This is a genomic window from Acidovorax sp. LjRoot118 (assembly GCF_964253575.1).
Lineage (GTDB): Bacteria > Pseudomonadota > Gammaproteobacteria > Burkholderiales > Burkholderiaceae_C > Acidovorax.
This window is the reverse complement of record NZ_CAXURB020000001.1, coordinates 1,010,723-1,022,705: the sequence shown is the minus strand read 5'-3', so window position 1 is coordinate 1,022,705 and position 11,983 is coordinate 1,010,723. Positions and strand designations below refer to the sequence as shown.

Sequence of the window (11,983 nt, the reverse complement as noted above, 5' to 3'; positions counted from 1 at the left end):
AGCGCATTCCACTCCTTCCACCTTCCATCCGACCACCATGCCCACCGCACCCCGGCACGCTGCTGCCCGCACGCCTTCTTCCCAGCCCCTCTTCACCCTGCGCCCCACCGCCGTGCTGGCGGCCACGCTGGCCGGCGCATGGCTCGCCGCTGCAGCCCTGCCCGTCCACGCACAGGCGCAGCAGACGGCGCAGGCCAGCCGCAGCGCCAGCTACAGCATCCCCGCCGGCCCGCTGGAGCCCGCGTTGACCTCCTTCGCCAAGGCATCGGGCGTGCTGCTGGCCTACACGCCGGACCTGGTCCGGGGCCGCAGCAGCCAGGGCCTGCAGGGCAGCCACACCGCGCCGCAAGCGCTGGCCGCCCTGCTGGTGGGCACCGGCCTGTCTGCCGTGGTAGCCGACAACGGCACCTACACCTTGCGCCGCGCCCCAACCCCCACCCAACCGCCCGGCGCAGCGGCACCCGCCGGCAGCGTCACCCTGTCCGAAGTGCGGGTGACCGCCGAAGCGCCGCGCAACGACGCCACCACCGAGGGCACGGGCAGTTACACCGCACGCGGCCCGAGCAGCACGGCCACGGGGCTCGCTCTCTCGCTGCGCGAAACCCCGCAGTCCGTCAGCGTGATGACGCGCCAGCGCATGGACGACTTCAAGCTCGAAACACTGACCGACGTGATGGAGCAGACCCCCGGCATCAGCACCTACCGCCAGGGCAACGCCACCGATTTCCAGGCGCGCGGCTCCAGCGTGAACCTGCAGACCGATGGCGTGCGCCAGCTCACCAGCGGCTGGTACTACTTCACCAGCACCATGTACGCGCTGGACGACATGGCCGAGATCGACCGCATCGAGGTGCTCAAGGGCTCCTCGGGCCTGGTCAACGGCTATGGCAGCGCGGGCGCCACCGTCAACCTGGTGCGCAAGCGCCCCACCGCCGAATTCCAGGCCCATGTGGGCGCCAGCGCCGGCAGCGGGAACACCCTGCGCAGCGACGTGGACGTGGGCGGCCCGCTCAACGCCAGCGGCAGCCTGCGGGGGCGCATCGTGGCTTCGGTGTCGGATGCCGATTCGTTCCGCGACCACGAAAAGAGCAATAGCCAGATGCTGTTCGGCGCGCTGGAGGCGGACATCGCGCCGCAGACCTCGGTCAACGGCGGCTTCACCTGGCGCCGGCGCGAGCTGCGCGGCATGGGCAGCACCCAGCCCATCCAGCGCTACACCAGCACCGGCGACACCGTGGCCTGGCTGCCGCGCTCGTTCAACCCCGGCGCGCCCTGGGCCGGCTACCAGCAGGATGCACTCAATGTTTTCGGCAGCGTGGAGCACCGCTTTGCCGGCGACTGGTCGACCAAGCTGCAGTTCTCGCACCAGAGCGTGCAGATGGACGACATGCTGCTCGGCTACCTGTACGACCGCAGCAGCGTCGCCACCGCACCCTACCAGGGCATCGACAACCGCAACTGGACGGTGAACCTGGACGTGAAGGGCCCCATCGAACTCTTTGGCCGCAAGCACGAGCTGCTGATGGGCGCCGGCACGGCCCGCTACCAGGGCGAGATGCAGACCAGCAACAGCGTGCGCACCCCGCTCGCCAGCCTGGGCATGGCCTATGCCGACGGCGGTGCACAGATTCCGACGCCCGACTGGAGCCGCTACAGCTACGCGCCCAATCGCTTTTCGCGCAAGCAGCACTACGCCTATGCAGCAGGGCGCTTCCATCTGGCCGATCCGCTCAAGCTGATCACCGGCGTGCGCATCACCGACTATGCGCAACTGGACACCACCCCCTTCTGGTGGAACTACGACCTCAAGGAGCACGGCGTGGTCACGCCCTATGCGGGCCTGGTCTACGACGTGCACCCGAATGTCTCGCTGTACGGAAGCACCACCAGCATCTTCGAGGCGCAGAGCGGCCAGGACGAGCAGGGCCGTGCCCTGCCGCCCGAAAAGGGCGTGACCTACGAGGTCGGCGCCAAGGGCGAATTCTTCGACAAGCGCCTGAACGCCGCCATCAGCCACTTCTGGATGAAGACAGACAACACCGCCGAGGAAACCGGCCAGCTCACCCCCTCGGGGGACATGGCCTACCGCGCCGTGGCGGGCGCCACGCGGCGTGGCTGGGAGATCGAGCTCTCGGGCGAGATCGCCAGCGGCTGGCAGGTCCAGGGCAGCTACGTGACCCAAAGCAGCAGCCTGACCAGCGCCAGCCAGCACCCCAGGCACCAGTTCAAGCTGGGCAGCACCTACCGCCTGGGCGGCAGCGCATTGCAGGGCCTGATGGTGGGGGCCGCCACCCGCTGGCAGAGCGAGACTTCCACCCGCAACGATGCCGCCACGCTGGCCCAGAAGTCCTACTGGCTGGTGGACCTGATGGCCCGCTACCAGGTCAACCGCCACCTGAGCGTGGGCGCCAACATCAACAACCTGTTCGACAGGAAGTACTTCTCGGGCGTCACCAACTTCAGCAGCCTGCACTACACCTGGGGGGCACCGCGCAGCTTCCACCTGAACATGCGTTACATGTTTTGAGAGGCACCCCTTGAGTCGCTTCGCGCCTTCACCCCTCTCTCGACTCGCTACGCGATTCGGGAGGGGGGACGCCCCCGGTGCACGCAAGCGAAGCGCCGCCTACGCGGCTTGGCGGCCCTTGCACGGGGCACTGGCCTTGGCTCCGCCAGTTTCATGCGCCGCAGGTAGCGCGTACCGCGGTAAGGCCCGATATTGCACCTCGCACGACGGGCATCTCAATCCATGGTCACATGCGCGTTCTTCACCACCTGCGCCATGCGGGCCAGTTCGCTGCGCATGAAGGCCGTGGATGCCTCGGGCGCCGTGAGCTTGATCTCGTAGCCCTGGGCGACCAGGGCATCGCGCGCTTCGGGCATGGCCAGGGCGTTCTTGAAGCCGTTGTACAGGCGGGCGAGTTCGGCCTTGGGAATGCCGGCGGGCGCCACTGCGGCGATCCAGCCGTCCAGGGCATAGCTGGGCAGGCCCTGCTCGGCAATGGTGGGCACGTCGGGCAGCGAGGGCACGCGGGTGGCCGTGCTCACGCCCAGGGCGCGCAGGGTGCCAGCCTTGATGTGGGCAGCGGCCGGCGCTACCGCCACCACGCCCAGCTGCACCTGCCCGCCCAGGATGTCGTTCATCAACGGGCCCATGCCCCGGTAGGGGATGTGCTTGATGTCGAGCTGCGCCTGGTCCACGAACATGGCCGCGCCCAGGTGCAGGATGGTGCCGTTGCCCGACGAGCCGTAGTTGAGCACGCCCGGTTTGGCCTTGGCCAGGGCGATCAGTTCCCTGACGTTCTTCGCCGGCAGTGCCGGGTTGGCGACCAGCACGAAGGGCGTGGCGCCGATGATGGTGATGGGCGTGATGTCCTCGATGGAGTCGAAGGGGATGTTCTTGTAGACGCTGGGGTTGACCACGTGGTTGTTGGACACCACGCCGATCACCGAGCCGTCCTTGGGTGCGCGCACCAGTTGCGTGGTGCCGGTGATGCCACCCGCGCCCGGCAGGTTCTCGATCACCACCGGCTGCCCCAGTGCCTTGGCCAGGCTGTTGCTGATGGCGCGGATGGCGCCGTCGGCCCCCGAGCCGGTCGACAGCGGCAGGATGATGCGCAAGGGCTTGTCGCCCAGTTGGGCAAGCACGAGACCTGGGGCCGCGAGGGCCGCGAGGGCTGCGGCGCCCTGCGCCAGGGCGCGGCGGCGGGAGGTGGTTATGAGGGGAAGGATCGGCATGGTTTGTCTCCTGTGGGGGCGAACCGCCAGGGGCGCGCAGACTGCTGCTGCGCTCATGTCACCTGGCGGGGAATGGGAACTCAGGCCACTGCCGCGGCCGCCTGCAGTGCCTGCACCTGGTCGGCCGTATAGCCCAGGCCGGCGAGCAGTTCGGCGGTGTGCTGGCCCAGTTGGGGCGGGTCCATGCGCACGCCCATGCGCTGGCCATCCAGGCGCAGCGGCAGCAGCGTCACGCGCGCCGTGCTGCCGGCACGCTCGCCATCGGGCAGCGTGATGTCGGCCAGGCCGCCGGTGGCGTTCAGGTGCGGGTCGTCGAACAGTTGCTCGGGCCGCATGATGGGCGCGAAAGGCAGGCCATGCCGCTCGAAGATGGCCGACAGCTCCTCGGCCGTGTGCTGCGCCAGGCGCCGGCGCAGGTCGGGAAGCAGGGCGCCACGGGCGCGTACGCGGTCGTTGTTGCTGGCCAGCGCCGGGTCGGCTTTGAGGTCGGCATAGCCCATGGCATCGCAGAAGGTGACCCACTGCGCATCACTCACGGCGGCCAGGAAGATCTGCCCGCCGTCCTTCACGCTGAACACGTCGTACACCGCCCAGGAGGAGATGCGCTCGGGCATGGGCGCCGCGGGCTGGCCCGTCACGGCGTACTGCATCATGTGCTGGCCGACGAGGAAGACGTTGTTCTCGAACAGGGCCGAATCCACCTCCTGCCCGCGCCCGGTGGCCGCGCGCTGCATCAGCGCGGCCATGGCGCCGATGGCACCGAACATGCCGCCCATGATGTCGTTCACGCTGCTGCCCGCGCGCAGCGGGTCGCCCGGGCGCCCCGTCATGTAGGCCAGGCCGCCCATCATCTGCACCACTTCGTCGAGCGCGGTGCGGTGCTCGTAGGGGCCGGGCAGGAAGCCCGCGTGATTCACGTAAACCAGGCGCTCGTTCAGGCGCGACAGCGCCGCGTAGTCCAGCCCGTACTTGGCCATCACGCCGGGCTTGAAGTTCTGCGCCACCACGTCGGCCGACGAGGCCAGGCGGATCGCCACCTCCAGGCCTTCGGGCCGGCGCAGGTCGAGCGCAATGCTCTTCTTGTTGCGGTTGAACATGGGAAAGAAGCCGGCCCCCGCGCCCAGCAGGTGGCGCGTGCGATCGCCATCCACCGGCTCGACCTTGATGACCTCGGCGCCCAGGTCGGCCAGCACCATGCCGCAGGTGGGGCCCATGACCATGTGGGTGAATTCCACCACGCGCAGGCCGGCCAGGGGCAGCGCGGGGGCAGGGACAGAAGAAGGGTTCAAAGGAGCATTCATGGGTCGGGACGATAAACGGTTCAGGCCACGGCCAGGGCCGCAGCGGCTGGAAGGGTGCGTGGCAGCCCCGCCTGCCACAGCGTGCCGTGCAAGGTCTCACCGGCCAGCCAGCCTTGCACGCGCTGACGCAGGGCCAGCAGCGCGGGCACGTCGAGGCCGGTGGCCACACCCATGCGCTCTAGCATGAAGGCCAGGTCTTCGGTGGTGACGTTGCCGCTGGCGCCGGGCGCATGCGGACAGCCGCCGATGCCGGCCAGGCAGGCATCGAAGCGCGTGATGCCGGTCTGCCATGCGGCGTAGGCGTTGGCCAGGCCCATGCCACGCGTGTCGTGGAAGTGCGCGCAGGCCAGGCGCTCGCCCACCAGGGCTCGGGCCTTCTCGAACAGGCGCTGCACGCCGGCCGGGTCGGCATAGCCCACGGTGTCGGCCAGGCTCACGCAGTCGGCACCGGCGTCCAGCAGGGCCTGCATCAGGCGCAGCACCTCGCTCTGGGCCACCTCGCCCTGCAGCGTGCACCCGAAGGCCGTGCCCACACCGCCCTCGATCAGCGTGCGGCTGCCCGAGGCGTCGCGTGCCGCGCGGATGCGCGCCACCTCGGCCACCACCTCGTCGGGCGTCTTGCGCAGATTGGCCAGGCTGTGGGCATGGCTGGCCGACAGGGGCACCACCATCAGGTGGGCGCCGCATTCGATGGCGCGCTGGGCACCCTTGAGGTTGGGCACCAGCACCGAGGCCGTGAGGCCGGGCAGCGTGAGCGCATGCGCCAGCACCTCGGCCGTGTCGGCCAGTTGGGGCAAGAGGCGTGCGGGCACGAAAGAGCCGACCTCGATCTCGCGCTGGCCAGCGGCATGGGCCGCATCGAGCCACTCGATCTTGTGCGCGGTGGAGACGATGGTGGCAATGCTCTGCAGGCCATCGCGCAGTCCGACCTCGCGGATGACGGCGGTCGCGGGCACAGGGTTCATGGTGTGGTGAGCGGTGTTCATGGCGTGGAGGTATTCTAAAATTCCACCACGACACATGAACTCAATTTTGGAACTACTAAAATTCCGAACCGGAATATCTGAAGAAGCACCACCATGCGCCCGCTCGACCTGCAAACGCTCAAACTCTTCGTCGCCGTCTGCGAGCACCGCAACATTGCGCGCGCGGCCGAGCAGCAGTCCATCGTCGGCTCGGCTGTCAGCAAGCGGCTGGCGCAACTGGAAGACACCGTGGGCACACCGTTGCTGGTGCGCAAGCGCCATGGCATGGTGCCAACGCCGGCGGGCGACACCCTGCTGGAGCACGCGCGCGCCATGCTCGCCAGCGTGGGCCAGATCGAGCGCGACATGGCCGCCTTTGCCACCGGCATCCGGGGCCATGTGCGGGTGCTGGCGACGGCCTCGGTGATGGCCGAATCGCTGGCCGAGGACGTGGCCGCCTTTTTGCAGGATCCGGCCCACCGCGACATCCAGATCAGCATGGAGGAACGCGTAAGCCCCGACGTGGTGCGCGGCATCCGCGAGGGCAGCGCCTCCATCGGCATCTGCTGGGATGCGGCCGACCTCACGGGCCTGGCCACCTGCAGCTACCGCCACGACCACCTGGCCATCGTGGCCCATGCCAGCCACCCGGTGGCGCAGCACGAGAGCGTGCGCTTTGCCGACGTGCTGGACCACGAGTTCGTGAGCATGCCCGCTCTGAGCGCCGTGCAACTGCTACTGACCCGGGCCGCCGCCGTGGAGGGCAAGGCCCTGGCGCATCGCGTGCAGGTCTCCAACTTCGACGCCGCCCTGCGTGTGGTGCGCGCCAACCTGGCCATCAGCGTGGTGCCGCGCGAGGTGGCCGCGTCCTTTGCCCAGACCGCACCAGTGCGCATCATCGGCCTGTCGGACCCCTGGGCCGACCGTCGCTTTGCCATCTGCTGGCGCAACCCGCAGGCACTGACCCCGGCGGCCCGCCTGCTGGTGGACCACCTGGCGGAGCGCGGCTGAACAACGCAGGCAGTGCGGCCTTGCGGGCGCCGGTCAGGCGTAGTCGTAGCGCGCCTGCCACTGCGGATCGAACACCAGGGCGGCGGGGTGGAACTCCACGAAGACGAAGCGCCCGCCCGGGCGCAGCGCCCCGGCAATGCCGCGCGCCCAGCGCGCCAGGTCCGACAGCCAGCAGATGGTGCCGTAGGAGCTGAAAACGGTGTCGAACAGCCCACCCGGCCCTGCCGAGGCCGCCAGCCCGTCGAAGTAGTCGTACACATCCGAGCGCACGAACTCCGCTGCAATGCCGCTGGCTTCGGACAGTGCCCGGGCAAAGGCAATGGCCTCGTCCGAGATGTCCACACCCGTCACCCGGGCGCCCAGTTGGGCGATGCCCAGGCTGTCCTGCCCGGCATAGCACTGCAGGTGCAGCACGGCCTGGCCGTGCAGGTCGCACAGCAGCGCCGTTTCTTCGGAAAACAACGGCGAGCCGCCGTTCCGCAAAAAGGCGGCCTGGTCGCCCTTGTGCTGGTTGTGGGCACGGGTGGCGGCGTTCCAGGACAGCCGGTTGGCCTCGTGCAGGTGTTTGTGTTCCATGAATTCCTCGCAAGGCAGCGCGCCTCGATGGCCGGCATGCTACCCGCTTCACCCCGCCGTGGCAGCACCGCAACACTTCGCAAAAAAGACCCTTGGTTAAGTGGGTTGGCGCATATCAGTGCTGCGTTCAGAGCTATTAAACTTGTAGCAAAATCGTTTCCAAGCTATATTGACAGCGTCTTGCGGGCAGTGTCCGGCGGGCCGCCACTGTTTTCCATACACACCGCGCGAGGAGAAGCTTGCATGAGCTCCAAGGAAAATTTCGCCATCAACCAGCTGTTCGAGCGGCTGGAATGCCGCTATGCGCTGCGTGTGCTGTGGGCCCTGCGTGACGGACACCCCCAGACCTTCCGCCTGCTGCAGGACAGCGTGGGCGGCATCACCCCCAACACGCTCAACACCCGCATCAAGGAACTGCGCGAGGCCGGCTTGGTCGACCACGGCAGCGACGGCTACACCGTCACCCCCTCGGGCACCGACCTGCTCAAGCGCCTGAGCGACGTGCAGGCCTTTGCCACGCGCTGGGTGGCCAGCCGCGTGAAGAAGCCTGCCGCGTAAAATCAGGCCGTTCTACAGGGCCAGCGCCCTCCACCAACACCCATCAACCGGCGTTTTTCCGTTGCAAGACAACGGCATCTCGCTACCAACTCCATAGCAAACAAGGATTTTCATGGCGTTCACCACCACCGCATCCGGCCTGCAGTACGAAGACACCACCGTGGGTGAAGGCGCAGAAGCCACCAAGGGCCAGAACGTATCGGTGCACTACACCGGCTGGCTCTACAACAACGGCGAACAAGGCGCCAAGTTCGACTCCAGCCGTGACCGCAACGACCCCTTCGAGTTTTCGCTGGGTGCCGGCATGGTCATCAAGGGCTGGGACGAAGGCGTGCAGGGCATGAAGATCGGCGGCCAGCGCACGCTGATCATCCCCGCAGCCCTGGGCTACGGCGCGCGCGGCGCTGGCGGCGTGATCCCTCCGAACGCCACGCTCAAGTTCGACGTGGAACTGCTCAAGGTCGGCCGCTGAGCCCAGCGCCTCCTGGCGACCGGAAAGACCAAGCGGCCTGCTGGCCGCTTTTTCATGGCCGGTTGTGACTGCTCTCAGTCAAAAAGCGCTTTGTCGAAGCGCGCAAACTTCGCATCCCCCACCGCCTCACGGATCTTGGGGGCCAGCGCGGCCAGGTCGGAGAAGCTGCTAGCCCCCTCCACCGCCAGGTTCAGGCGAAAGCCCCGCAGCCCCAGGCCGGCCGTGAGTTCCGTGGCAATCGGGTAGGCATCCGTGTAGCGCTGCTGGTCCGAGCGGCCGCTGCCCTTCACGGCCTCCATGGCCACCGTGGCTTCGTACGACGTGCTCGAGGCCGAAGACGCGGCATTGGCAGCTGCCACCGCCTGTCCCGTGCCCTTGGCGGCGGCTGCCGCAGCCACGGCAGCGCCTGCGCCGCTGCCGGACTGTGGCTCCAGCAGGCCCAGGGATATCATGGCCTGCACGTCGTCCTGCGTGATGCCCATGGCCGCCGTGGCCGCCAGCACCTCGCCTGTGGAGCGCTTGCCATCGAACAGAATGAAGGCGGAGCGCTGCCGCGATGTCAAACCACCCTGGCGGTCCTTGAGCGCTTCCTGCCCCGCCTGCGTTTTGACCAAAACCATGACTCTCCCCCGAAATCTTTTGAAATAGCCCACTGCGGACTGCGCACAGCCCAATCCACCGCCTCCCGTGGGAGCCGGTTTACAGGGTGTCACGTTTGCGGCGCCTTGAGAAGTCGGGTTTTTCCATGCCCCTTCGGCCTGTACCGATTTAGAGCGGCTCAGGGCCCCATCCCGCAGGCCACGGCCGCCAAGCGAAGCGCGTGGCTACATCTCCATGCGAACGCGCGGCAGCTCAGGCGCAGGCCGCGTGATGCGGCTGACCACCAGCGCCACCATCAATCCCAGGGGCACGCCGAACACCCCGGCCGAGATGGGCTGGATGCCCAACCACAGCCCATCGGCCAGCAGCCAGGCCGGCAGCAGCGTCTTCACGGCCACGACATGCGAGAGCATGTAGTACACCGCCACGCCCAGGCCCGCCAGCATGCCGGCCACCGCCCCCTGGCGTGTGGTGCCGCGCCAGAAGATCCCGAGCACCATCACCGGCACGAAGGCCGATGCCGCCAGCGAGAACGAGGCAGACACCATGGGCAAAATCTCGGCCGGCTTGAGCGCCGCCACGAAGGCCGCCGACAGGGCCACCGCCAGCAGTGCGAACTTGGTGAGGATCACCCGCTGCTCGGGCGAGGCCTCGCGGTCGGAGCCCTGGAAGTACAGGTCGCGCACCAGCGCATTGCTGATGGTGAGCAGCAGCCCGTCGGCCGTGGACAATGCCGCCGCCAGCCCGCCCGCCGCCACCAGGCCCGAGACCACGTAGGGCAGGCCACCGAGTTCGGGCGTGGCCAGCATGATCAGATCGGCCCCGAGCCGGATCTCGCCGAACTGCACGATACCGTCGCCGTTGACGTCTTCGATCGACAGCAGCGAGCCATCCACCCGCGCCCACTGGGCCATCCAGTTGGGCAGCGCCTCGAAGCTGCTGCCCACCAGGTTGTGCATGACCTCGAACTTCACCAGCACCGCGAGCGCCGGCGCACTCAGGTACAGCAGGGCGATGAAGAACAGCGACCAGCCCACCGAGGCCCGCGCACCCGACACCGTGGGCGAGGTGTAGTAGCGCGTGAGCAGGTGCGGCAGCCCGGCCGTGCCCACCATCAGGCAGAACATCAGTGCCATGAAGTTGCGCCGGCTCAGGTCGAACTCGCGCTGCTCCTCGGGCGTGCCGTCGGGGTCGCCCGCAAAGGCCTGGCTGTGCTGTGGCAGGCCCCCGAGGGGGCGGGCGCGCTCGATGTTCTCCTGCATCTCGCGCGTCCAGCGCTCGCGTGCTGCAGCGGGGTCGCGCGGCAGCGCCGCCAGGTCACGGCTGGCCAGCACGATCAGGCCCACTTCGGCGTTCTGCGCGCGCAGCGTGCGGATGCGCTCACGGCCCTTTTCGCGCTCGCGCTCCAGGGCCGCTTCCACGTCCTTCAGGCGCTCCTCGAATTCCTGCGCACGCTGGCGGTAGATCTGCACCACCTGCTGCTCGGCGGGCGAGTCCAGCAGTTGCGCCTCCAGGTCGGCGATCTTGGTGATCTGTGCACCGTACACCAGCGGCGCCAGCGGGCTGCCCAGTTGCTTGTAGGCCAGCCAGGACACGGGGATCAGAAAGGCCAGCAGCAGCACCACGTACTGCGCCACCTGGGTCCAGGTAATGGCGCGCATGCCGCCCAGGAACGAGCACAGCAGCACCCCGCCCAGGCCGAGCATGATGCCGATCTCGAACTGCACACCCGTGAGGCGCGAGGCGATCAGCCCCACGCCGTAGATCTGCGCCACCACGTAGGTGAACGAGCACAGCACGGCGGCCAGCGCCGCGATCACACGTGGCCAGCGCCCGCCAAAGCGCACGTGGAAGAAATCGGGCACGGTGTACAGGCCCATGGCCCGAAGGTGCGGCGCGATCAGCATGGCCACCAGGCAAAAGCCCCCCGTCCAGCCCAGCAGGTAGGCCAGCCCGCCGGGCTGGCCGGGCGTGCCCGCAAAGCCCTGCAGATACAGCGCCCCCGAGAGGCTGATGAACGAAGCCGCGCTCATCCAGTCGGCGGCGGCTGCCATGCCGTTGTACATGGGCGGAATGCGCCGCCCCGCCACGTAGTATTCCTCAGGGTCCGAGGTGCGGCCATAGACGCCGATGCCGGCGTACACCATGACGGTGAGGAACAAGAAGATCGGCCCGATCCAGTGGCGCGACAGCCCCTGGTGCTCGGCCCAGGTCATGAGGGCCAGAAAACCGAGCACCCCGGCGATGTACAGCGCCAGGATGCGGTGCAGGCGCCAGGAATAGGCTTTCTCCACCGCGCTCGGGCCGGACTCGGACGCATTGCCGGAAGGCGCTCCTGCAGGGCCCTGCTTGCGCATGGCGTCAGGCCGCGTCCGCAGGGAGCTTGCCGTCCGCTGGCGGGGCGGCTTCCAGCGCCAGGCGGCGCCGTTCGTCCTGCCGCTCGAAGCGGTTCATGGCCCAGGCATACACCACCACGATGGCAATGAACACCAGCACCGCGCCCTGCGCCTCGATCCAGTAGCCCAGCGGCCAGCCGCCCGGGATGAGGAACTGCAGGTCGCGTGCGAAGTAGGTGGCCACGAAGGACACCAGCACCCAGATCACCAGCAACCCCGCCTTCAGCCACAGGTGGCGCACGTCGTGCAGGTCGGGCGGAAAAGGGCCTGCGAGCTCGGGCTCGGCAGGCTTGATGGGGGAACGGGGCAGCACGGGCATCGGATCAGCCAGGGCGCTGCATGAATTGGCGTGCCCGTGCCCGCAAG

The 11,983-nt window shown here is 68.3% G+C and carries 10 protein-coding genes and 1 pseudogene; 4 read left to right on the top strand and 7 right to left on the bottom strand.

Annotation, left to right across the window (positions count from 1 at the left end):
- Window positions 1-37 precede the first annotated feature (37 nt).
- The gene (locus tag ACSQ9E_RS04820) at window positions 38-2,527 is read left to right on the top strand and encodes a TonB-dependent siderophore receptor (RefSeq protein WP_436217047.1); all 2,490 of its coding nucleotides are present in this window, start codon (window positions 38-40) and stop codon (window positions 2,525-2,527) included.
- 215 nt (window positions 2,528-2,742) lie between these two features.
- On the opposite strand, the gene ACSQ9E_RS04815 is transcribed toward ACSQ9E_RS04820, so the two are convergent.
- The 3 genes from ACSQ9E_RS04815 to ACSQ9E_RS04805 all read right to left on the bottom strand — a co-directional run bounded on the left by ACSQ9E_RS04815 (window position 2,743) and on the right by ACSQ9E_RS04805 (window position 6,004).
- Complete coding sequence (locus ACSQ9E_RS04815; protein WP_436217046.1) at window positions 2,743-3,738, bottom strand: tripartite tricarboxylate transporter substrate binding protein; 996 nt, start codon at window positions 3,736-3,738, stop codon at window positions 2,743-2,745.
- Window positions 3,739-3,818: 80 nt separating this feature from the next.
- Window positions 3,819-5,039, bottom strand: coding sequence for a CaiB/BaiF CoA transferase family protein (locus ACSQ9E_RS04810; RefSeq protein WP_436217045.1), 1,221 nt, complete (start codon window positions 5,037-5,039; stop codon window positions 3,819-3,821).
- Between the two features lie 20 nt (window positions 5,040-5,059).
- Window positions 5,060-6,004 carry a hydroxymethylglutaryl-CoA lyase gene (locus ACSQ9E_RS04805; RefSeq protein WP_436220185.1) on the bottom strand — a complete coding sequence of 315 codons (945 nt, stop codon included), beginning with the start codon at window positions 6,002-6,004 and terminating at the stop codon, window positions 5,060-5,062.
- A 114-nt stretch (window positions 6,005-6,118) separates the two neighbouring features.
- Between ACSQ9E_RS04805 and ACSQ9E_RS04800 the strand changes: the two genes are divergently transcribed.
- A complete protein-coding gene (locus ACSQ9E_RS04800; RefSeq protein ID WP_436217044.1) occupies window positions 6,119-7,015 on the top strand; it encodes a LysR family transcriptional regulator in 897 nt (298 codons plus the stop codon).
- Window positions 7,016-7,054: 39 nt separating this feature from the next.
- On the opposite strand, the pseudogene ACSQ9E_RS04795 reads toward ACSQ9E_RS04800, so the two are convergent.
- Window positions 7,055-7,591, bottom strand: a pseudogene (locus tag ACSQ9E_RS04795) (class I SAM-dependent methyltransferase); the annotation flags it as partial.
- A 243-nt stretch (window positions 7,592-7,834) separates the two neighbouring features.
- On the opposite strand from ACSQ9E_RS04795, the gene ACSQ9E_RS04790 reads away from it, so the two are divergent.
- Window positions 7,835-8,149 carry a winged helix-turn-helix transcriptional regulator gene (locus tag ACSQ9E_RS04790; protein ID WP_007857697.1) on the top strand — a complete coding sequence of 105 codons (315 nt, stop codon included), beginning with the start codon at window positions 7,835-7,837 and terminating at the stop codon, window positions 8,147-8,149.
- Window positions 8,150-8,261: 112 nt separating this feature from the next.
- Window positions 8,262-8,621, top strand: a complete 360-nt coding sequence (locus tag ACSQ9E_RS04785) for an FKBP-type peptidyl-prolyl cis-trans isomerase (RefSeq protein ID WP_057202373.1) — start codon at window positions 8,262-8,264, stop codon at window positions 8,619-8,621.
- 74 nt (window positions 8,622-8,695) lie between these two features.
- Here ACSQ9E_RS04785 and ACSQ9E_RS04780 read toward each other — a convergent pair whose 3' ends face one another.
- The 3 genes from ACSQ9E_RS04780 to ACSQ9E_RS04770 all read right to left on the bottom strand — a co-directional run bounded on the left by ACSQ9E_RS04780 (window position 8,696) and on the right by ACSQ9E_RS04770 (window position 11,936).
- Window positions 8,696-9,241, bottom strand: coding sequence for a hypothetical protein (locus ACSQ9E_RS04780; protein WP_436217043.1), 546 nt, complete (start codon window positions 9,239-9,241; stop codon window positions 8,696-8,698).
- Between the two features lie 204 nt (window positions 9,242-9,445).
- On the bottom strand, window positions 9,446-11,578 hold the full coding sequence (locus ACSQ9E_RS04775) for a VC_2705 family sodium/solute symporter (RefSeq protein WP_436217042.1): 2,133 nt from the start codon (window positions 11,576-11,578) through the stop codon (window positions 9,446-9,448).
- Between the two features lie 4 nt (window positions 11,579-11,582).
- Window positions 11,583-11,936: a DUF4212 domain-containing protein gene (locus ACSQ9E_RS04770; RefSeq protein WP_436179284.1), complete on the bottom strand. Its 354-nt coding sequence runs from the start codon at window positions 11,934-11,936 to the stop codon at window positions 11,583-11,585.
- Between the last annotated feature and the right edge of the window lie 47 nt (window positions 11,937-11,983).

Coding starts and splice junctions, on each gene's coding strand:
- ACSQ9E_RS04820 (WP_436217047.1), top strand. CDS start 38: ATGCCCACCGCACCCCGGCACGCTGCTGCCCGCACGCCTTCTTCCCAG.
- ACSQ9E_RS04815 (WP_436217046.1), bottom strand. CDS start 3,738: ATGCCGATCCTTCCCCTCATAACCACCTCCCGCCGCCGCGCCCTGGCG.
- ACSQ9E_RS04810 (WP_436217045.1), bottom strand. CDS start 5,039: ATGAATGCTCCTTTGAACCCTTCTTCTGTCCCTGCCCCCGCGCTGCCC.
- ACSQ9E_RS04805 (WP_436220185.1), bottom strand. CDS start 6,004: ATGAACCCTGTGCCCGCGACCGCCGTCATCCGCGAGGTCGGACTGCGC.
- ACSQ9E_RS04800 (WP_436217044.1), top strand. CDS start 6,119: ATGCGCCCGCTCGACCTGCAAACGCTCAAACTCTTCGTCGCCGTCTGC.
- ACSQ9E_RS04790 (WP_007857697.1), top strand. CDS start 7,835: ATGAGCTCCAAGGAAAATTTCGCCATCAACCAGCTGTTCGAGCGGCTG.
- ACSQ9E_RS04785 (WP_057202373.1), top strand. CDS start 8,262: ATGGCGTTCACCACCACCGCATCCGGCCTGCAGTACGAAGACACCACC.
- ACSQ9E_RS04780 (WP_436217043.1), bottom strand. CDS start 9,241: ATGGTTTTGGTCAAAACGCAGGCGGGGCAGGAAGCGCTCAAGGACCGC.
- ACSQ9E_RS04775 (WP_436217042.1), bottom strand. CDS start 11,578: ATGCGCAAGCAGGGCCCTGCAGGAGCGCCTTCCGGCAATGCGTCCGAG.
- ACSQ9E_RS04770 (WP_436179284.1), bottom strand. CDS start 11,936: ATGCCCGTGCTGCCCCGTTCCCCCATCAAGCCTGCCGAGCCCGAGCTC.